Origin of the sequence: Ruegeria jejuensis (assembly GCF_041537905.1) — a bacterium.
Classification (GTDB): Bacteria; Pseudomonadota; Alphaproteobacteria; order Rhodobacterales; family Rhodobacteraceae; genus Ruegeria_C.
In genome coordinates this window covers 147,536-166,853 of record NZ_JBGRUO010000004.1, presented here as the reverse complement: position 1 = coordinate 166,853, position 19,318 = coordinate 147,536, and the positions used below count along the sequence as shown (strand labels likewise).

Annotated in this window: 19 protein-coding genes; 17 read left to right on the top strand and 2 right to left on the bottom strand. The window is 58.9% G+C overall.

The features are described 5' to 3' along the window. Positions 1-55 precede the first annotated feature (55 nt). Entirely contained in the window at positions 56-1,288 is a 1,233-nt protein-coding gene (locus tag AB1E34_RS06820) for an ABC transporter substrate-binding protein (protein ID WP_372571585.1), read from the bottom strand. A gap of 284 nt (positions 1,289-1,572) precedes the next feature. Here AB1E34_RS06820 and AB1E34_RS06815 point away from each other — a divergent pair, with 284 nt between their 5' ends. The 17 genes from AB1E34_RS06815 to AB1E34_RS06735 all read left to right on the top strand — a co-directional run bounded on the left by AB1E34_RS06815 (position 1,573) and on the right by AB1E34_RS06735 (position 18,517). Beyond that, entirely contained in the window at positions 1,573-2,619 is a 1,047-nt protein-coding gene (locus AB1E34_RS06815; RefSeq protein WP_372571584.1) for an ABC transporter ATP-binding protein, read from the top strand. Positions 2,620-2,726: 107 nt separating this feature from the next. Then, complete coding sequence (locus AB1E34_RS06810; protein ID WP_372571583.1) at positions 2,727-3,263, top strand: ester cyclase; 537 nt, start codon at positions 2,727-2,729, stop codon at positions 3,261-3,263. Continuing rightward, positions 3,263-4,210 (top strand): ester cyclase, encoded by a 948-nt coding sequence (locus tag AB1E34_RS06805; RefSeq protein ID WP_372571582.1) that lies wholly within the window; start codon positions 3,263-3,265, stop codon positions 4,208-4,210. The genes AB1E34_RS06810 and AB1E34_RS06805 overlap by 1 nt, the downstream gene beginning before the upstream one ends. A gap of 9 nt (positions 4,211-4,219) precedes the next feature. Further along, on the top strand, positions 4,220-5,548 hold the full coding sequence (gene hisD, locus AB1E34_RS06800) for a histidinol dehydrogenase (protein WP_372571581.1): 1,329 nt from the start codon (positions 4,220-4,222) through the stop codon (positions 5,546-5,548). A gap of 6 nt (positions 5,549-5,554) precedes the next feature. After that, the gene (locus tag AB1E34_RS06795; RefSeq protein ID WP_372571580.1) at positions 5,555-6,607 is read left to right on the top strand and encodes an ester cyclase; all 1,053 of its coding nucleotides are present in this window, start codon (positions 5,555-5,557) and stop codon (positions 6,605-6,607) included. Next, positions 6,607-7,371, top strand: coding sequence for an SDR family NAD(P)-dependent oxidoreductase (locus tag AB1E34_RS06790; RefSeq protein ID WP_372571579.1), 765 nt, complete (start codon positions 6,607-6,609; stop codon positions 7,369-7,371). The genes AB1E34_RS06795 and AB1E34_RS06790 overlap by 1 nt, the downstream gene beginning before the upstream one ends. Beyond that, positions 7,356-8,384: a LacI family DNA-binding transcriptional regulator gene (locus AB1E34_RS06785; RefSeq protein WP_372571578.1), complete on the top strand. Its 1,029-nt coding sequence runs from the start codon at positions 7,356-7,358 to the stop codon at positions 8,382-8,384. The genes AB1E34_RS06790 and AB1E34_RS06785 overlap by 16 nt, the downstream gene beginning before the upstream one ends. Further along, entirely contained in the window at positions 8,381-9,352 is a 972-nt protein-coding gene (locus AB1E34_RS06780; protein ID WP_372571577.1) for an ester cyclase, read from the top strand. Before AB1E34_RS06785 ends, AB1E34_RS06780 begins: the two co-directional genes overlap by 4 nt. 152 nt (positions 9,353-9,504) lie before the next feature. Beyond that, positions 9,505-10,467: a cupin domain-containing protein gene (locus AB1E34_RS06775; RefSeq protein ID WP_372571576.1), complete on the top strand. Its 963-nt coding sequence runs from the start codon at positions 9,505-9,507 to the stop codon at positions 10,465-10,467. Between the two features lie 69 nt (positions 10,468-10,536). Next, a complete protein-coding gene (locus AB1E34_RS06770; protein WP_372571575.1) occupies positions 10,537-11,667 on the top strand; it encodes a cobalamin-independent methionine synthase II family protein in 1,131 nt (376 codons plus the stop codon). Between the two features lie 152 nt (positions 11,668-11,819). Then, on the top strand, positions 11,820-13,088 hold the full coding sequence (locus AB1E34_RS06765; protein ID WP_372571574.1) for an ABC transporter substrate-binding protein: 1,269 nt from the start codon (positions 11,820-11,822) through the stop codon (positions 13,086-13,088). A 58-nt stretch (positions 13,089-13,146) separates the two neighbouring features. Then, positions 13,147-14,025 (top strand): carbohydrate ABC transporter permease, encoded by an 879-nt coding sequence (locus AB1E34_RS06760; RefSeq protein WP_372571573.1) that lies wholly within the window; start codon positions 13,147-13,149, stop codon positions 14,023-14,025. Then, positions 14,022-14,849: a carbohydrate ABC transporter permease gene (locus AB1E34_RS06755; RefSeq protein WP_372571572.1), complete on the top strand. Its 828-nt coding sequence runs from the start codon at positions 14,022-14,024 to the stop codon at positions 14,847-14,849. The genes AB1E34_RS06760 and AB1E34_RS06755 overlap by 4 nt, the downstream gene beginning before the upstream one ends. After that, positions 14,849-15,910: an ABC transporter ATP-binding protein gene (locus AB1E34_RS06750; protein WP_372571571.1), complete on the top strand. Its 1,062-nt coding sequence runs from the start codon at positions 14,849-14,851 to the stop codon at positions 15,908-15,910. The genes AB1E34_RS06755 and AB1E34_RS06750 overlap by 1 nt, the downstream gene beginning before the upstream one ends. A gap of 123 nt (positions 15,911-16,033) precedes the next feature. Further along, complete coding sequence (locus AB1E34_RS06745) at positions 16,034-17,062, top strand: LacI family DNA-binding transcriptional regulator (protein ID WP_372571570.1); 1,029 nt, start codon at positions 16,034-16,036, stop codon at positions 17,060-17,062. A gap of 64 nt (positions 17,063-17,126) precedes the next feature. Next, positions 17,127-17,822, top strand: coding sequence for an alpha/beta fold hydrolase (locus AB1E34_RS06740; RefSeq protein ID WP_372571569.1), 696 nt, complete (start codon positions 17,127-17,129; stop codon positions 17,820-17,822). Further along, entirely contained in the window at positions 17,807-18,517 is a 711-nt protein-coding gene (locus AB1E34_RS06735; RefSeq protein WP_372571568.1) for an RraA family protein, read from the top strand. Before AB1E34_RS06740 ends, AB1E34_RS06735 begins: the two co-directional genes overlap by 16 nt. A 188-nt stretch (positions 18,518-18,705) precedes the next feature. On the opposite strand, the gene AB1E34_RS06730 is transcribed toward AB1E34_RS06735, so the two are convergent. Next, positions 18,706-19,260: an ActR/PrrA/RegA family redox response regulator transcription factor gene (locus AB1E34_RS06730; RefSeq protein WP_372571567.1), complete on the bottom strand. Its 555-nt coding sequence runs from the start codon at positions 19,258-19,260 to the stop codon at positions 18,706-18,708. Positions 19,261-19,318 lie beyond the last annotated feature (58 nt).

The window sequence follows — 19,318 nt, the reverse complement described above, 5'->3', positions numbered from 1 at the left end:
AACGATCTGGGTGGAATGTTCCGGGGCGGCGCGTCGGCAGCCCCGGAGATGACCTTTAGAGGTAACCGGCCTCTTTGGCCGCCGCGACATAGGCGGCCTCGATATCTGCCAGCGTCTGCTCTGCGCTTTCATTGCCTTGCAGGAAATCGGGCAGTTCCTCAAAGGCGGCCTGATGCAACAGCCCCATATAGGGCAGCATCGGATAGGGCTCTGCCCCCGCTCCGGCCGTCTGCGCAACGCCTGCTGCCGCTGGTCCCGGAGTGTAGGAGTCCATCAACCAGACGGCGGCATCGTTGTTGGCCTTGACCATCTTGTCCGAAATGCCATGCATCATTGCCAGAAAAGTCGCCTCGGCATCCTCATCCGAGATGTTCTTTGCGATGGTGAAACCATCCCACCACAGCGAAGATGCGGGGGTGGAGCCCCCTGCAACCGTCGGGGCACCGACAAGCACGGTGTTTTCGGCCACGCCCTCTTCAGCGCCCTCACCGCTCAGCAGTTCGCCGCCGCTTGACCCCCAAAGCTGTGCGATCGCCAGATCGCCCGACTTCCAGATCGGCACGACGGTCGCGGTGTTGTAGGTCAGGAAGTCCGGGTTGGACAGCGACACCAGCTCTTTCATCATGTTCAGAGTGGCGACACCCAGTTCGTTGTTGATCGCGGGTTCAGCTGTTCCGGGCTTGAAGAATTCGCCGCCATGCCCGAGATACATGTTCACGAATTCCTCGCCGAGGTTCCAGTCAGACATGCTGAGGAACGCGAAGGGGTGATCCAGGATACCCGCGTCTTTGATCGCCTGACCGGTTTCAACAACCTCTTCCCAGGTTGCCGGGGCCGGCTTGCCAACCTGGTCCAGGATATCCTGACGGAGGAACAGATGCTGGGCATTGGCCATGAAGGCGATCGCCATGATCTTTCCATCAATGGTGATCAGTTGGTTCTTGGGAATGCCTTGACCATGCTTGGCGACCAGATCGTCAAGCGGGCGCAGCAGGCCTTCGTTCAACAACGGAACGATGGAGGAGTTCGCGACAACAACGGAGGTGTATTCAGCCGGATTTGGTGTCAGCGCCTGGACGGTGATGTTGCGGAAATCCTTGTTGTGGTTGGCCGATATTGTTGCACCGCCACTTGCACATTCGGCGGCAGTCTCCGTGATCGCCTTTAGTGCCGGAAAATCGTTCGCCAGAACGTTGACATTACCGCTGCTGATTTCGCATTCGGCATAGGCCGCAGTGGCCATAAGCGCCGCAACCGCGCCGGTCGCAAAGCTTTTCATTAAAGACATATTGGTTCCCTCCGGTTGGACCCTGTTTCGCAGGCATCCGCCTGCACAGTCATGAGAATCGCTGCTTTTTGATATTTTATGCATTCGCAGTCATCATTATGCCGAAATTCTTCACCATGACAAGAAAATCCTAGTTAAGGCAAATTATGTCATATAAATATAGGCATCATGCCTATTTTATAACCTCATGTGATAGGCCACGATTGCGGTTAGTATTTTCTTCTTGCCAAAATTTGCATTCGCTGACAGTTTTATTGGGAACGCATGCAAAAGGTGGAACCGGGATGGCCGAGATTCAGCTGAAGAACATTTCCAAGCGTTGGGGATCGTTTGTCGGGGTGCAGAATTTCGACCTGACAATCGCCGATAAAGAGTTTTTGGTTCTGCTCGGCCCGTCAGGCTGCGGCAAGACCACGACCATGCGCATGATCGCAGGTCTTGAGGATGTCAGCGAAGGTGAAATCACCATCGATGGCCGCGTGGTCAACGATCTGGACCCAAAGGATCGCGATGTTGCGATGGTGTTCCAGAGCTATGCGCTTTACCCCAATCTGGACGTCTACGAGAACATCCGCTTTCCACTGAAGGTGCGGAAATCAGACCCGTCTACTCATGACGAACGTGTCAGGCGCGCGGCAGAGATGGTAGAGTTGACCGATTTCATGCATCGCCGCCCCGCCGAATTGTCGGGCGGTCAGCGTCAGCGCGTTGCTTTGGCCCGTGCGATTGTGCGGGAACCCAACGTGTTTCTGATGGACGAGCCGCTGTCAAACCTGGATGCCAAGCTGCGCGTGTCGACGCGGCATCAGATCAAGAACCTCAGCCACGAATTGCAGGTGACCACGATTTACGTGACCCACGACCAGATTGAGGCAATGACCCTCGCGGATCGCGTGGTGGTCATGAGCAAAGGCGTGGTGCAGCAGGTCGGCACCCCGACCGATATCTACGACACCCCCGCCAATACCTTTGTCGCCAGCTTTATCGGCAGCCCGGCCATGAACCTTCTGGAAGGTGAGGTTTCGGGCGGCACATTCACCGGCCAAAACGTCTCGATCAGCGGGCTTTCAACCAGGCATGAAGGGAAAGTGACCCTCGGTTTCCGGGCAGAAGACGCCGAACTTGACCCCAATGGGGCATCCGCGGCACCGCTCTATTCGCTTGAATTGCTGGGTGATGCGACAATTGCCACATTGAAGATGGGTGGAACCATTGCGTCCATCCGGGCGGCCAAGGACTACCGGGCCGAGATTGGCGACCACACCGCCGTGAACATCCCTGCCGAGATCTGCCACCTCTTCGACGCCAAGACCGGCGACCGTCTGGAATGACTCATCATGGTGACATGGTCGAAGAATGCGCCCGGCTTTTGTGATGGCGGGGCGCCGCGCTGACCGCGCGCGGCGACACCTGTTTGTTTAGGCATGGAGGAAACAGCATGAAGGGGTCCCGACCGGAGCAGGCCGTGCTGAGCCGCGATACGGATCTCAGCAAGACCGAAGAGACGCGCAAAGTCATCGAAACCATGGTGGATGGGCTGAACGACCACCGCATCGACGACATTGGCGACTTTTTCGCCCATGGCTTCCGCTGGATGGGCAATTTCGGCTGTGGCACCAAGACCGGGCTGAAAGAGTTTCAGGACAATTGGCAGCGCCCGTTCCAGGCCGCTTTTTCCGACAAGGTGTGTGTTGATGAAGCGCGTCTCTACATGGGCGAATGGGCTGCCGCATTTGGGCGGCAGGAGGCGACTCATTCGGGCGAGTTCATGGGGTTGGCCCCAACCGGCAAGCGCGTCGACATCCGCTATATGGATTTCTGGAAGGTCGTCGACGGCAAGATCGTCGATAACTGGGTCATGGTTGATTTTCCGCACGTGCTGTCACAGCTCGGGCATGACGTCTTCGGCGGCAAAGGGTGGGAGGCATTCGACCGCGGAGACGCCATTCCGCCCCAGCCCACGGAGCCTGCGTAATGGGCGCAGTTCTGGATCTGGTCAAAGACATGGAACAGGCGCTCGGACGGTCTGAGACCGACATGTCGCCCTGGTTCCACGATGACTTCATTTGGGACGGCAATGTCGGGTGTGGCCGCAAGTCGGGACTAAACGCCTTCGAAACTGGGTGGCAGCAGCCCTTCAGAGCCGCATTTGGCAATCGCCGCTTTGACACGCCGATTTGGCTTGAAGATGACGACTGGGCCGCCTGCGTCGGAACCTGCCATGCCACCCATGCGGGCGCGTTCATGGGCATGCCCGCAACCGGTCGACCGCTGCGCATATCTTACGTGGATTTCTGGCAGATCCGCGACGGATGCATTGCCTATAATAAGGTCAGCGTCGATCTGGCCGGTGTTGCCGCGCAATTGGGCTGGGATGTGTTCGAAGGCAAAGGCTGGGACCGTCTGGACCCACCCGTGGCCCGTTTATGGCGTGGTCAGCGGGGTCGGGGCGCAGCCGCAAAGCCACTGGATGTCGTTCACGCAATGGAGGCCGCGCTGCAACGCTCCGATGTTGACGTCTCGGACTACTTTCACGACGACTTCGTCTGGGACGCCAATTATGGCTGCGGGCTCAAACACGGTTTGCAGGAGTTCGAGCAGGGCTGGTATCTGCCGTTCCGCGAGTTCTTCGGCAATCGGAATTTTCAAACCGAGCATTTCATGCAGGACGGGGATTGGGCCGCCTGTTTCGGTGCGTGCCATGCGACGCTGGAAACCGACTTCATGGGCATCCCGGCCACCGGTCAGGCCATCCGTATCCCCTATATCGATTTCTGGCGCATCGAGGGCTCGAAAATCGCCGAGAACATCGTGCGCGTCGATTTTGCCAGTGTTGTGGAGCAGTTGGGCGGTGATGTCTTTTGCGGCATGGGTTGGGAAAACACGATTCCAGCCGATCGAAACGCGCATCCTGCCAATTAGGAGACGAACATGTCGATCCAGTATCTCAAGACCAACAAACCCGCCGCGGCGCGCGCCGAAGACGACGCAAAGGTGCGCAAGGTTGTCGAGACGACCCTGGCAGATATCGAAACCCGGGGTGACGCGGCAGTCCGCGATCTGAGCGAAAAATTCGACCGCTACAGCCCGGCATCGTTTCGCTTGAACGCGTCCGAGATCGAAGCCGCCATGCAAAAAGTCTCGACCCGCGATATGGAAGACATCAAGTTCGCCCAGTCGCAGATCCGCCGCTTCGCCGAAGCGCAGCGCGCCTCGATGACGGATATCGAGACCGAAACCATGCCCGGCGTCATTCTGGGCCATAAGAACATTCCGGTGCAATCCGTCGGCTGTTACGTGCCCGGCGGCAAGTTCCCAATGGTGGCGTCGGCCCATATGTCGGTGCTGACCGCGCAGGTTGCAGGCGTGCCCCGGATCATCGCGTCAGCGCCCCCGGTGGATGGCGCACCTCATCCCGCGATCGTTGCCGCGATGCATTTGGGCGGCGCCCATGAGATCTATGCTCTGGGTGGAATCCAAGCCGTTGGCGCTATGGCGATCGGAACCGAAACCATCAATCCCGTTCACATGATCGTCGGCCCCGGCAACGCCTTTGTGGCAGAAGCCAAGCGCCAGCTGTTCGGCCGCGTCGGTATTGACCTGTTCGCGGGCCCGACGGAAACCATGGTCATCGCCGATGACACCGTAGATGCCGAGCTGTGCGCAACAGATCTGCTGGGACAAGCCGAGCACGGCTACAACTCGCCTGCCTGCCTGATCACCAATTCACGCAGCCTCGCCGAAGGAACGATGGCCGAAATCGACAGGCTGCTCAGCATCCTTCCCACCCGTGAAACCGCAGCAGCCTCCTGGCAGGATTATGGTGACGTGATCCTGTGCGACACCCATGAAGAGATGCTCGATACAGCCAATGAGATGGCTTATGAGCACGTGCAGATCATGACCGATCGGGACGACTGGTATCTTGAGAAGATGCACTCCTACGGCGCGCTGTTCCTCGGCCCGCGCACCAACGTGGCCAATGGGGACAAGGTCATTGGCACCAACCACACGCTGCCAACCAAAAAGGCCGGCCGCTATACTGGCGGTCTTTGGGTTGGCAAATTCCTGAAGACACACAGCTATCAGAAAGTGACGACGGATGAGGCCGCTGCCCTGATCGGCGAATACGGGTCGCGCCTTTGCATGCTTGAGGGGTTTGTGGGTCATGCCGAGCAGTGCAACATTCGCGTGCGACGCTATGGTGGCCGCAATATCCCCTATGGCGAACGAGCCTTGCCGACCGAGACCGTCGAGTAACGCCGCATGTCAATGCCCCATGACGCCAATCGCAAATTGCTGACACCGCTGCGGGCGGCGCTTTACGATTGGGATGAGAAGCTGATCCGGGGCCTGCTTGCGTCGCTTTGCGCCCCTGACGCGCTGTTCCATTGCTGCCATCCCTTCGGGGATCAGGTTGGCCCCAACGCGTTTTTTCAGAACGTACTGACCCCGCTCCGCGCGGCGTGGCCGGATGCGGAGCGACGCGACTGGCTGGTTATGGCCGGACAGGACGAACATGGCGGTGACTGGATCGGGTGCGGGGGCCATTACGTCGGTACATTTGCAGGTCCGTTTCTAGATATTCCTCCGTCCGGGCATCTCGCGCATATGCGGTTCCATGAATATTGTCGGATCAAGGACGCCAAGATCGTCGAAATGCAGATGATCTGGGATTTGCCCGAGGTTATGATGCAGGTTGGCGCGTGGCCGATGGCGCCCTCTCTGGGGGCCGAAATATTCATCCCCGGTCCGGCGTCGGGCGATGGCCTTGCACGCTCAGCGCGCGACGAGGCCCAAAGCAACGCGAGCCGCGATCTGATCGTGGATATGCTCGACCACATGAAGCGGCACCCTTCGCAGGGCGGACCCGAGGTCATGGAGATGTCGCGGTTCTGGCACGAGAACATGAACTGGTACGGGCCTGCGGGTATCGGAACGTGCCGGGGTATTCGCGGGTTCCGCAATTGGCATCAGATCCCTTTTTTGTCGGGCATGCCCGACAGGGGGCAGTACCTGGATGAAATCACCTATCACTTCTTTGCCGACGGGCCATATGTGGCGGTCACCGGCTGGCCTGACATGATCCAGACACTCACCCAAGATGGTTGGATGGGTATCGCGCCATCGGGCAAGCGACTCTCGATGCGCAGTCTGGATTTCTGGCGCGTTGAGCAGGGCCGCATTCGCGAGAATTGGGTGATGGTTGATCTTCTGGACGCCTACCGGCAGTTGGGGGTGGACGTCTTCGCCAGACTGCGCGAATTCAACAAGGCCCGTGTCCCGGGACGTGTGCCCTACCCTGTTGGAGATCCCTGATGAACCTGCCCCCTGCTCCGTCCTTCCGCCTTGATGGCAAGCGCGCCCTTGTCGCGGGGGCCTCCTCCGGGATTGGCCTGGCTTGCGCGACGGCACTGGCCAGCCACGGCGCCGAGGTTACACTGGCCGCACGCTCCGGGGACAAACTGAAAGACATCGCCGAAGCCTTTGCGGCAAAGGGCTGGGCGGCTCGAAGCCTAGTCATGGATGTTGCAGACGTCGCCGCGACCGAGGCTGCGGTGGATGCCTGCGATCCGTTCGATATCCTGATCAACTCTGCCGGTCTGGCCCGCCATTCTCCGGCGCTGGAAACCGCCGAGACTGATTTCGATGCGGTGAGCGATCTCAACTTCAAGGGGGCCTACTTTCTGACGCGTGCGGTTGCACATGGCCTGATCAGGGCGGGACTGCCGGGCAGTCTGATCAACATCACCAGCCAGATGGGTCAGGTCGGCGGCATAGACCGGGCGGTTTATTGCGGGACCAAGCATGCGGTCGAAGGATTCACTAAGTCGATGGCGATCGAATGGGGGCCGCTTGGCATCCGCGTAAACTCGATTGCCCCAACTTTCATCCGCACGCCTCTGGCCGAGCAGACGCTGGCCATTCCCGAACGCCGCGCCTGGATTGAAGAAAAGATCAAACTGGGGCGCGTGGGCGAGTTGAGCGATATCACCGGTGCTGCGGTCTACCTTGCCTCGGACGCTGCAAGCCTTGTCACCGGTACCGCCTTGCTGGTCGATGGCGGATGGACGGCGGACTGATGGCGGACAAGGTCACATCCTTCGACGTGGCCCGCCGCGCGGGTGTGAGCCAATCGGCAGTCAGCCGGGTGTTTACCCCCGGTGCCTCGGCCTCGGCCGCGACACGAGACAAGGTGACCAAGGCCGCCAAAGAACTGGGCTACCGTCCAAACACGCTGGCACGCGCAATGATCACCGGCAAAAGCCGCGTGATCGGAGTGGTTGTGGCCTATCTGGAAAACCAGTTCTACCCGATGGCGCTGGAATATCTGGATCATGCCTTGAAAGAGCGTGGCTATCACATCCTGCTCTTCATGGCCCAAAATGACGACAATGTCGGCAAGATCGTCGAAGAACTGATGTCCTATCAGGTGGATGGGATCATTACGGCTTCTGTAGACATGTCCAACGATATTGCCAAACGCTGCGACGATGCGGGCATTCCGGTGGTGATGTTCAACCGAGGGCAGGAAACCGGCACTCTGGCGCAGGTGACTTCGAACAATATCGAAGGCGGGCGCACGGTTGCGCATTTTCTTGCCTCTGGTGGCCATCAAAAAATTGCGCATATTTCGGGTTGGCAAGGCTCTTCGACCGGACTTGATCGCACGCGCGGATTTGTCGACGGACTCAAAGATCACGGGACCGAACCCGTCGCGATCGAGGATGGCAGGTACAGTCAAGACGAGGCTGCGACAATCGCCCGAAAACTTTGTGGGGCCTCGGATCGGCCAGACGCGATATTTGTCGGAAATGACCACATGGCGTTTGCGGTAATGGACTGCTTGCGTTTCGAGCTTGGTCTATCTGTTCCCGAGGATGTCAGTATCGTTGGGTATGACGATGTCCCTATTGCAGCCTGGCCCGCCTATGACCTGACGACCATTCGCCAGCCGATCAACAAGATGGTCACCGCCACCGTAGAAATTCTGCTTGCCCGGATCGAGCAGGGCGCAGCCTCTGAACGCGTTCAGATTCCCGGCCCTCTCAAGATCAGGGGCTCGGCCAGAAAACCAAAGGGTTTCAGCACATGACCTATGCCGAGAAGTGGAAGGACTTTCCCGATTACATCCTCGGGATCACCAAAGAGATCTGGGAGGACCGGGGGACGGAAACGCTCAACCGCTATTACGCGGCCGACATTCCTGTGCGTACTCCGATGGGCGTCAGCCGTGGCAATCAGGGCGTCATCGCGGCGACGATGGCAACCTGCCATGAATTTCCCGACCGACAGCTTTATGGCGAAGACGTTATCTGGTCTCAGTCCGAAGAACATGGGGCTTTGTCCTCTCACCGGTTGCTGACCACCGCCACGCATTTGCAGGATGGTCAGTTTGGCAAAGCCAGCGGCAAGAAATGGACGGTCCGCGTCATTGCTGATTGTGCGGCCAGGGGTGAGACGATTTATGATGAATGGCTGGTTCGCGACTATGGCGGCCTTGTGCGCCAGTTGGGATTTGAGCCGGAAGGCTATACCCGCGACCTGATCGCAGCCGAGGGTGGCCCGGAACAAGCCGGGCGTCCCTTCACGCCCCAGATCGATGTCGATGGCGGTTATCACGGCACCGGCAATGACAATGAGTGGGGCGCGCGATATTCCGACACGCTCACCCGGATCATGAATAAGGATTTCAACCACATCCTTGCGGATTACGATCGCGCGGTGATTGGTGAATATGCTGGCGCGAAACAGGCGATCGGGCGCGAGGCGGTCAGCCGGTTCTGGGTCGGTCTGCGGTCCTCCTTTCCAAATGCGGCGTTCAACATTCACCACCAGATCGGCATGAATAACGGCATGATGCCCCCGCGCGCCGCGATCCGCTGGTCTCTGGACGGGCTCCATGACGGCTGGGGCGCCTTTGGTCGTCCAACCGGCGCGCAAGTGCATGTCATGGGGATGAGCCATGCCGAATTCGGCCCCTGGGGGCTGCGCAGAGAATTCTCGCTTTATGACGAGGTGGCCATCTGGAAACAGATTCTGCTGCACGCCGGAGAGGTTTGAGTGACCCGCAAGGTGTCATATCTGGATGCCAGCCAGGCTACGCGGCGGTATCATACCCACCGCGCCTCGCTGCGCGCACGGCGGTTGAACAACCACCCTCCGGGGAATGGGGGCCTGATCCGAATACCCCCCAATTCCGAGGAGAGAACACCATGAGCACAATCCAGCAACGCATCGTCCGCTACGGCGAGTTGAAACCCTGCAAAACCGCCTTCATTGACGCCCACACGCCGGGATCGGACCAGAAGGAAAACTTTACAATTGTCGGTGGTGGCGTATCCGAAAGCCCCGACCAGCATGTCCACATCACCGACAAGATCGGCTTCAACATTGGTGCGGCGGGTCAACCGCCGAAATGCCGAAACTCGCTGCACAGCCACACCACGGCCGAGGTCTTCTTTGTCGCCAAGGGCCGCTGGCGCTTTTTCTGGGGCCGCCACGGCACGGATGGCGAGTTCATTGCCGAAGAAGGTGATATTTTCAACATCCCCACCGGTATTTTTCGCGGGTTCGAAAATGTCGGCCAAGATTACGGGATGATCATGGCAATCCTGGGTGGCGATGATGCGGGCGGAGGCGTGACATGGGCGCCTCAGGTCATCCAGGACGCGCAGGCGCATGGGCTGATGCTGGGAGACAACGGCGTCTTATACGACACGAAACAGGGCCAGGAACTGCCCCACAATGTGGGTCCGATGCCGCTATTGACTGAGGAACAGCTCAAGGCCTTTCCCGAAGTACCGGTTGAGGACGTGATTGGCAAATATGTCGCGCGTTACTGGGATCTGATGGCGCTTGCTGCCAGCAAGCCAGTCATCGTGATTGGCGAAAACGGTCTGATCAAGGACAGGCCCGGCTTCGAAGTCGGTTTCCTTGGGCGCGGGTCCGACATCCCGGAGCCGGTCGCGGCGGAAAAACCTGTGGTTCTGATGCCTGCAAGCGGTCATTGGCGCGTTACCGTCGATGGGTATGAGGCCACATTGTCCGGTGGTGACACCGCACTGGTCTTGCCGGGCGAAAGCTATAGCGTTGCGCCGTCGATGACGGGTCAGGCGGGGCTTTATCGCGTCACCGCGACCGACGATCCGGCGGGTGCAACCTGGACGGGGAACTAGGCACAAGTGCTTCTCCCCGGTGAAATCAGGGACCAGCGCAGAATCAAATAGGTGACAGGGGAGACCAAGATGACCCGAGTTCTGACGACCCATGTGGGCAGCCTGCCCCGCACGCAAGATGTCGTGGATTTTATTTTCGCGCGAGAACGGGAAGAGCCCTTTGATTCTGCTGCGTTTGATGCCTGCATGACGGCGGCGGTCTCAACCACCGTAAAGCAGCAGAAAGAGGCCGGTCTCGACATCGTGTCCGATGGCGAGACCTCCAAGATCAGCTACGCGACTTACGTCAAAGACCGCTACACCGGTTTTTCCGGCGACAGCCCCCGGAACGCGCCTGCCGATCTGAAGATGTTCCCAACCTTCCTTCAGCGGCTGGCGGACTCCGGCGGCACGCCGCAATACGCGCGCCCGATGTGCACAGGCGAAGTCCGCTCGAAAGGGCAAGAGGAGTTGAACAAGGACATCGCCAACCTGAAGGCGGCGATGGCAGAGCATGGGATTGAGCGCGGCTTTATGAATGCAGCCAGCCCTGGTGTCATCTCACTCTTCCTACAGAACGATTTTTACAAATCGCGCGAGGCCTATCTTGCCGCGCTTGCCGACGCGATGAAGCAAGAATACGAGACGATTGTGGCCTCTGGCCTGGATCTGCAACTGGATTGCCCGGACCTAGCCCTGTCGCGGCACATGTTGTTCACCGATCTCTCGGATGATGAATTCGTCAAGGTGGCGCAGATGCATGTGGATGCGCTGAACCATGCCTTGTCCGACGTTCCGAAGGATCGCGTGAGGGTGCATATCTGCTGGGGCAACTATGAAGGCCCCCATCTTTGCGACATCCCGATGTCGAGGATGTTTGACACGCTCATGGCCACAAAATCGCGCTATGTCCTGTTCGAAACGTCCAACCCTCGCCACGGGCACGAATGGACCGTGTTCCGGGACCGAAAGGCTGACATCCCGGATGACAAGGTTTTGGTACCGGGTGTTGTCGACACAACGACAAACTTTGTCGAGCATCCCGAGCTCGTCGCGCAACGCATCGAACGCTTTGTCGATATTGTTGGCACCGATCGGGTGATTGCAGGCAGCGATTGTGGGTTTGGCACCTTTGCAGGGTTCGGCGCGGTCGACCCAACGATTGCTTATGCCAAACTGGCGGCCCTGTCAGAAGGGGCTGCCGCCGTTTCGGGCACATAGACGCTTCATAAGAATGCGTATTCACATAAGTCTTGAATACGCATTCATCGCGCAGGTAACGTAAGGTCAACAGATGCGATTCGTCAGGGAGGATGGAAATGCGCAAACGGAGTTTCTTGAAAGCCGGGGTGGCGGCGGCTGCCCTCACGCTCATGCCACTCGCTGTAACTGCAGATGACATGCCCTACAATCTGCAGGAGGGAAAACCCTTTGCCGGCACCAAGCTCAACATTCTAAGCGTGGTCACGCCCCAGTTCGATGGGCTGATGCTGCGCGATGGAGAGTTCACCGAGCTGACCGGCATCGAAACCGAATGGACATTTATTCCCTTCGGATCGCTGCAGGAAAAGATCAACGCCGAAGGAATTGCCGCCAACGGCACTTTCGACGTGGTCAATTATCTCGACAGCTGGGGGCCACCCAACGCCCATTGGCTGATGCCGATCGACGAGTTGATGGCGCGTGACGGGATTTCGATGGATCGTTATCCGGCAGCCTTTGCGCGATCCGCGCAGTTTGAGGGCAAGACGCTTGGCTTTCCGCTGCGCGCACATCCGCAGCTCATGTTCTATCGCAAGGATCTGATCCCCGAGCCGCCCGCAAGCTGGGAAGAAGTGATCGAGATCGGCAAGAGCCTTAAAGAGACAAACCCGGATGTCGCCCCGCTTGCGCTTTATTACAACAATGACGGCAACCGGCAGAACCTCTTCATCTGGATCAATTTCCTCTGGGCAGCAGGTGCGGATGTCTTCAACGATGACTGGACCGCCGCCTGGACAAGCGAAGAGGCTCTCAAAGCCACGGAGGACTACATCGCGCTTCACACGGTGCATGGGGTAACCAACCCCAATAGCCTTGCCTTTGTCGAACAGGATGCCCGGCAGAGCTTTATGCAGGGCAAATCGGCCATGATCCCGGTCTGGTGGTGGGCCTATTCCGGTTTCTATAATCCGGATTCCTCGACCCTGACCAAGGATCAGGTCGGCTTTGTCGGCATGCCCTCTTACGACGGAGCCACCAAGACCTACGCGATTTCCATGCCCTTCTCGGTCTCGGAGTATTCCAACAACAAAGAAGCGGCCTGGGAGTTCCTCAAGTGGCTCTCCAACCCCGAGATGGACAAGGCCAACGCGGTCGAGCGCGAGGTCGCTGGCAAACCCATCGTCAACAATGTGGTGACCCATATCTCGTCTCTGCAGGACGAAGAGGTAAATGCCGCAAATGATGGTATCCAGGCCGCGGCCTGGGACTCGCTTGAGGAGTCCGACATCATGCCACAGATTCCCGAATGGCCAGAGGTTGGCGACATCCTGTCAGCGGCCATTGCCAAGGCCGCCGCCGGTGGTGATGTCCGCGCACTGATGACCGAGGCCGCTGAACAGTCCAACCGCGTTCTCAAACGCGCCGGTCGCATCCAGTGACCTTCTTTCGGGTGCGGCTGATGAAGGTCGCGCCCACCCTCATCAGATTGGACGCGTGATGCGTGACAATACGCTGAAATACCTGCTGGTGCTGCCAGCAGTGCTGGTGGTCTTTGCCACCGCTATATGGCCCCTGATCGAGTCGCTCCGTCTTTCTTTTACGGTGGGGCGCTTGAACAGGCCGAATTTCCCGCAAGGCTACCTGGGCGCCGAGAATTATACCTGGGCCTTTCTTGACGAGCCTGCCTTCTGGAATTCGGTCTGGGTAACAGGGGTCTACACCGTTCTGACAGTCGCGCTGACAACCCTTCTGGCACTTGGCCTGGCAATGCTTCTGGCGCCGGGCGGCAAACTGCGATCCGGTGTGCAGACGCTGCTGATCCTGCCGTTTGCCATGTCACCCGCGCTGATTGGCGTCTCGTTCCGATTCATGTTCAATCCTGAATTTGGCCTGTTTGATGCCTTTTTCGGGACGGTTTTCCCGCCGCTGGCGGACGTAAGCTGGCTGGCCCATCCGCAACTGGCCTTTGCGGTCTGCGTCATGGCGGATGTCTGGGGCTGGATTCCATTTCTGACGCTGGTCCTGATCGGCGGCCTGGCGTCGGTCCCGCCTGAAACGATCGAGGCGGCGCAAGTGGACGGGGCCTCGGGTTGGCGTGTTTTTCGCGACGTGACTTTGCCGCAACTTGCGCCGGTCCTTGCGGTGGTCATCATCTTGAAATCGATCTTCAGCCTCAAGACATTCGACCAGATATTCATGCTGACAAACGGAGGGCCAGGCACAGCCACCCAAACGCTGAGCCACTACATCTATTTCAACGGCATGAAGTACGGCCAGATCGGATATTCCGCTGCCGTTGCCTGGCTGATGGTGATCCCGATGATCTTTCTGACCTATGCCTATGCCAAATTCGTGTTCCAGAAGAGAACATCATGACCGGACGGCAGAAAAAGCAGATCATCAACGCGATCCAGATCATCCTGATCCTGATCGCCATTTTCATAATGCTGGTTCCGATCCTCTGGATCTTTCTGGCGGCCTTCAAGAACCACGTGGATGTCTATCAGTTGAAGCTCTTCTTCACGCCCACGCTGGAGAACTTCGGAACTGTCTTCGACGCACCCTACCATCTGGGCGACAAGCTGATGAACTCAACCATCGTTGCTCTGGTCACGGTTGTCTTTGCGATCCCGATCGCGACACTGGCGGCCTATTCTTTCTCGCGCTTTCACCTGACGGGTGAGACGGCCATGCTGGTGATGATCCTCGCCACTCAATTCGTTCCCGCCGTGGTCATTATCCTGCCCTTCTTTGTGATGTTCCGTGATATCGGGTTGCTGGATACCCGCCTCGGCCTGATCCTGGTGAACCTCGCCATAGTGATGCCCTTTGCCATCTGGATGATCAAAGGCTTCATTGATGGCATTCCCTTGGACACAGAAGAGGCCGCAATGGTCGACGGGTCTTCACGTATGCAGGTGATCGTTAATATCGTCTTGCCAATGGCGGCTCCGGGCCTGCTGACCGCTGGTATCTTCTGCTTCATCATCGCCTGGAACGAGTTCCTTTTTGCGCTAATCCTCACCAACAAGGATGCGGTGACGCTGCCCATCGGGCTTGCCCTCTTCAAGGGCGAGGAGGGGGACCTCTGGAACCTGCTGAGCGCAGCCGGCATCATCATCATGCTGCCAATGTTCGTCCTTGCGCTGATCATCCGGAAATACTTCGTGCAAGGCATGACAATGGGGGCGGTGCGCTGATGGCCGAAGTTGTACTGAAGAACCTGACCAAACGTTGGGGCGATTTCGTAGGCGTCGACAACCAGTCGCTGGCCATTCAGGACCGCGAGTTTCTGGTACTGCTCGGCCCCTCGGGTTGCGGCAAGACCACGACAATGCGGATGATTGCAGGGCTCGAAGACCCTACAGACGGAGAGATCTGGATCGGCGACCGTATGGTCAATGACGATCTGCCGAAAGATCGCGATGTGGCGATGGTGTTCCAGAATTACGGTCTCTACCCCCATATGTCGATTTTCGACAACATCGCGTATCCACTGAAAGTGCGTGGCACACCGAAGTCGGACATCGCTCCCAAGGTCCATGAAGCCGCCGAAAAGGTCGAACTGACCGAGTTTCTGGATCGCAAGCCAAAGGCTTTGTCAGGTGGGCAGAGGCAGCGCGTGGCGCTGGCCCGCGCGATCGTGCGCACGCCCAAAGTGTTTCTGATGGACGAGCCGCTATCCAACCTCGACGCCAAGCTGAGGGTGACGATGCGGGCAGAGCTAAAGCACCTGAGCCGTCAGATGAAGATCACCACTGTCTATGTCACCCATGATCAGATTGAAGCAATGACGCTGGCGGATCGTGTGGCGGTGATGAAGCATGGCGTGATACAGCAACTGGGAACGCCCGATGAAATCTACAACGACCCGGCCAACCTGTTTGTGGCCGGTTTCATCGGGTCCCCGGCGATGAACCTGATCAATGGCTCGGTTCAGAACGGCATGTTTGTCACGACCGGCGGCACGCGATTGGTTCAGGTGGAAATCCCAGATCGTTCTGCAGTCATTCTTGGGGTGCGCGCCGACGACATGAAGGTGTTCGACCCCGGTGAAGGAGACATAGATGTGTCGATTTATGCATTTGAGAACACAGGCGAAAACACCTTGCTGACGGTTCAATGGGGCAAGCAACGCGTGATCGCACGCGGTGACCGGCACCTGCGGAAGAACCAGGACGATATCGTCGGGATTTCGCTGTCGACCGAGCATCTCTACCTCTTCGATCCGGAAACCGGCAACCGAATTCGGAAGGATTGAGAAGATGGCCGTCGAGCATATCAAACTCGGTATGTCGGATACCAATCGCGTCGACGCCAAGACATGCAATGTATGCTCCTGTTGCGGCGACGCCGCGCCAGTTCTGCAGCTATGGCTCCGCTAATGCGTAAGACACGGGTGACAGCAGCAGAGGTGGCCAAACTGGCGGGCGTCAGCCAGCCCACCGTCAGCCGTGTTTTTACGCCGAATTCCAAGGTCTCCAAAGAAAAGCAGGAATGGGTCCGTGATGCTGCGCGGCAGTTGGGCTACCTGCCCAATACGCTGGCCCGGTCACTGAACACCGGCCGATCTCGGACCATTGGCATCGTGCTCGCCTATCTGAAGAACCCGTTCTACACCGAGGCGCTGGAAAAGCTCTCTGCCGGGTTTCGTGCCCATGGCTATCACATCATGACCTTTTTTGCGTCAAACATGGCCGAAGACGTCGACGAGGTTGTCGAAGACTTGCTGGCCCATCAGGTCGACGGGATCATCCTTGCCTCTGTCAGCATTTCAAACACTCTGACGGAGCGTCTGCAGCATTACGGCATCCCTTTCGTGCTGTTCAACCGTGGCCAACCGGACCGCGCGCTGGCTTCAGTGACGGCTGCGAATTTCGATGGCGGCAGGCGCGCGGCCGAGTTTCTTGTTGCGGGCGGTCATACGCATATCGCCCATATCGCTGGATGGCAGAAATCGCTCAACGGTCGAGAGCGGCGCGCGGGGTTTCTGGCCGGGCTGCAAGAAGCCGGACTCGCGCCTTTTCACGTGGTGGATTGCCACTATCGCCGGGCCGTTGCAGTCGAGGCCACGCGCAGTCTTTTTTCCGGCCCAGAAGTGCCAGACGCAATTTTTGTTGGTAATGATCACATGGCCTTCGCGGTGCTGGAGACCTTGCGCGAGGATCTTGGCCTCGATGTTCCCGGCGATGTCTCGGTTGTTGGCTATGACGATGTCGCCATGGCCGCCTGGAAGACATTCGATCTGACCACGCTCCGCCAGCCCGCAAACCGCATGGCAGAAGCCACCGTCAGCATCCTGCTTTCGATGATCGAGGATGGCGCCCCGTCGCCTGGACGGATCGAGATTGAAAGTGCGCTTGTCATACGCGGCTCTGCCCGAATTCCCAAAGGGTTGACCCGCGATGCCTGAGCCAAACCTGATACAGATCGGAGCTTTGAGATGATCCCGCAGACCAGACCACGCCGCTAGTCTGATGCACGAGCCTATTGTTCTGCTGCCCGGCATGATGTGTGACGGGCGGCTCTTCACCCCGCAGATTGCCGCGTTTTCCGGCAACCACCCAGTGATGACCATGCCTCTTACCGGCCACAGCAACGTCGCAGGGCTGGCCGCCGACATCCTGTCGCGAACACCTGAACGCTTCGCTTTGGCAGGGCTGTCGATGGGGGGTATCGTCGCGATGGAGGTCATCCGCCAGGCACCGGAACGGGTGTCCCGGCTCGCGCTGCTCGACACCAACCCCAATGCCGAGCTTGCGGAGGTCGCCGCCGGGCGAGAACCACAGATCCAATCCGTTCGCGCCGGTGGGCTGCGCAAGGTCATGCGGGAAGAAATGAAACCGAAATACCTTGCCGAGGGGGCGAACCGGCAGCCAATTCTCGATCTCTGCATGGAGATGGCGACCTCACTCGGCGCGCAGGTCTTTGTGGACCAGTCGCGCGCGTTGCAAGTCCGCCCCGATCAGCGAGAAACGCTAAGCCATGTTCGCGTGCCAACGCTTGTCCTGTGTGGCGCACTTGACACCGTTTGCCCGCCACAACGGCACGAGCTTATGCGCGACCTGATCCCCGGCGCGGAGCTTGCCCTGATCGACGGCGCAGGCCACCTGCCGGTTCTGGAACGCCCCGACGAGACCAACAAGGAGCTATTGCGATGGCTGAACAGATAATCCCGGACGACCTGCTGACGCTACTGCGCGAGGTCGACACGCCCACCGTCTGCAACGCGATCGAAGTCGCGCAAGGACGCAGGGGCTTCAACCGCTTCACACGCGGCACCATGCTGCATTCGCGTCCGGGCGAACCGGCGATGGTCGGCTTTGCCCGCACCGCCCGGATTTCGGGTCTGGCCCCGCCACAGGAAGATCCCGAGGTAATCCGCGCGCGCCGCATGGATTATTTCCGGTCCATGGCTGCAGGACCTCGGCCCGCAGTTGCAGTGGTCGAGGATGTCGACTTTCCTAACTGCGTCGCCGGATGGTGGGGGGAAGTCCATGTCGCGGTACATAAGGGGCTGGGGCTCGCCGGAGCAGTGACCAACGGCGTGATGCGCGATCTTGACGTCATGGACGAGGGCTTCCCGGTACTGGCTGGCTCTGTCGGGCCAAGCCATGGCTATGTTCACACAGTAGATATCGACGCACAGGTGAACATCTTAGGAATGCGCGTCTCTCAAGATGACCTGATTCACGCAGACCGCCACGGTGCCTTGGTAATACCCGCCGAGGTTATCCCCACCCTCGGGACCGCGATCAGAACCGTTGTTGCCAGCGAGGCAATTGTCCTTGGCCCGGCCCGGGAACCAGATTTCGATATCGACGTGCTGCAAAGAGTTTGGGCAGACTTTGAAAACGCCAGGACCTAGAAGGGTCTGCCGCAAGGTTCCGGGGTTGATGCCAGGGTTGCCTGTCGAGAGCGCCGGAGGTCCGTTCAGGCTTGCACCAACGCCACGCAAATCAATTTGCGGAATTTTTTAACTCTACCCGGACATTGCTGAATTTGGCGTAGCTGTCCGATCCCGCCCCAGCAGTCAGACGGGTTGGCTCGAAATCGCTACCGCGGGCTGCGTTTTGCCAATATCCGCTGCAAGGTCCGGCGATGCATGTTCAGGCGCCGCGCGGTCTCGCTGACATTGCGGTCGCAGAGCTCATAGACACGCTGGATATGCTCCCAGCGTACCCTGTCCGCGCTCATCGGGTTCTCCGGCGGCGGGGGCAGTTCATCGCCGCTTGCCAGCAGCGCGTTCATGATATCCGTGGCATCCGCCGGTTTCGACAGATAATCCGTCGCGCCGATCTTCACCGCCGCCACGGCGGTGGCAATCGCGCCATAGCCGGTCAGCACCACCACCCGGCTGTCGGGGCGTTTCTCGCGCAGCACCTCAACCACATCCAGACCATTGCCATCCTCCAGCCGCAGATCGACCACCGCATAGGCGGGCGGGCGGGCTGTGGCGATGGCGCGCCCTGCGGCGACAGACCCTGCGGTCTCGATCTCGAAGCCGCGCTTTTCCATCGCCTTGGCCAGACGCCTCAGAAACGGCTCATCATCGTCAACCAGCAAAAGCGATTTGTCTGGCCCGATTTCAAGCTGAGAAGTGTCGGCCATAGTCGTTCATTCCATTGTTCTTTGGGCTCGATGTGGCTGCGCCGAGTATTAACGGCGC

Bases quoted from the DNA above. Each gene is read 5' to 3' on its own strand.
- AB1E34_RS06785 (WP_372571578.1), top strand. From the start codon at position 7,356: ATGGACGGCGGACTGATGGCGGACAAGGTCACATCCTTCGACGTGGCC.
- AB1E34_RS06755 (WP_372571572.1), top strand. From the start codon at position 14,022: ATGACCGGACGGCAGAAAAAGCAGATCATCAACGCGATCCAGATCATC.
- AB1E34_RS06765 (WP_372571574.1), top strand. From the start codon at position 11,820: ATGCCACTCGCTGTAACTGCAGATGACATGCCCTACAATCTGCAGGAG.
- AB1E34_RS06750 (WP_372571571.1), top strand. From the start codon at position 14,849: ATGGCCGAAGTTGTACTGAAGAACCTGACCAAACGTTGGGGCGATTTC.
- AB1E34_RS06775 (WP_372571576.1), top strand. From the start codon at position 9,505: ATGAGCACAATCCAGCAACGCATCGTCCGCTACGGCGAGTTGAAACCC.
- AB1E34_RS06790 (WP_372571579.1), top strand. From the start codon at position 6,607: ATGAACCTGCCCCCTGCTCCGTCCTTCCGCCTTGATGGCAAGCGCGCC.
- AB1E34_RS06730 (WP_372571567.1), bottom strand. From the start codon at position 19,260: ATGGCCGACACTTCTCAGCTTGAAATCGGGCCAGACAAATCGCTTTTG.
- AB1E34_RS06760 (WP_372571573.1), top strand. From the start codon at position 13,147: ATGCGTGACAATACGCTGAAATACCTGCTGGTGCTGCCAGCAGTGCTG.
- AB1E34_RS06780 (WP_372571577.1), top strand. From the start codon at position 8,381: ATGACCTATGCCGAGAAGTGGAAGGACTTTCCCGATTACATCCTCGGG.
- AB1E34_RS06735 (WP_372571568.1), top strand. From the start codon at position 17,807: ATGGCTGAACAGATAATCCCGGACGACCTGCTGACGCTACTGCGCGAG.
- AB1E34_RS06820 (WP_372571585.1), bottom strand. From the start codon at position 1,288: ATGTCTTTAATGAAAAGCTTTGCGACCGGCGCGGTTGCGGCGCTTATG.
- AB1E34_RS06810 (WP_372571583.1), top strand. From the start codon at position 2,727: ATGAAGGGGTCCCGACCGGAGCAGGCCGTGCTGAGCCGCGATACGGAT.
- AB1E34_RS06770 (WP_372571575.1), top strand. From the start codon at position 10,537: ATGACCCGAGTTCTGACGACCCATGTGGGCAGCCTGCCCCGCACGCAA.
- AB1E34_RS06745 (WP_372571570.1), top strand. From the start codon at position 16,034: ATGCGTAAGACACGGGTGACAGCAGCAGAGGTGGCCAAACTGGCGGGC.
- AB1E34_RS06795 (WP_372571580.1), top strand. From the start codon at position 5,555: ATGTCAATGCCCCATGACGCCAATCGCAAATTGCTGACACCGCTGCGG.
- AB1E34_RS06740 (WP_372571569.1), top strand. From the start codon at position 17,127: ATGCACGAGCCTATTGTTCTGCTGCCCGGCATGATGTGTGACGGGCGG.
- hisD (WP_372571581.1), top strand. From the start codon at position 4,220: ATGTCGATCCAGTATCTCAAGACCAACAAACCCGCCGCGGCGCGCGCC.
- AB1E34_RS06815 (WP_372571584.1), top strand. From the start codon at position 1,573: ATGGCCGAGATTCAGCTGAAGAACATTTCCAAGCGTTGGGGATCGTTT.
- AB1E34_RS06805 (WP_372571582.1), top strand. From the start codon at position 3,263: ATGGGCGCAGTTCTGGATCTGGTCAAAGACATGGAACAGGCGCTCGGA.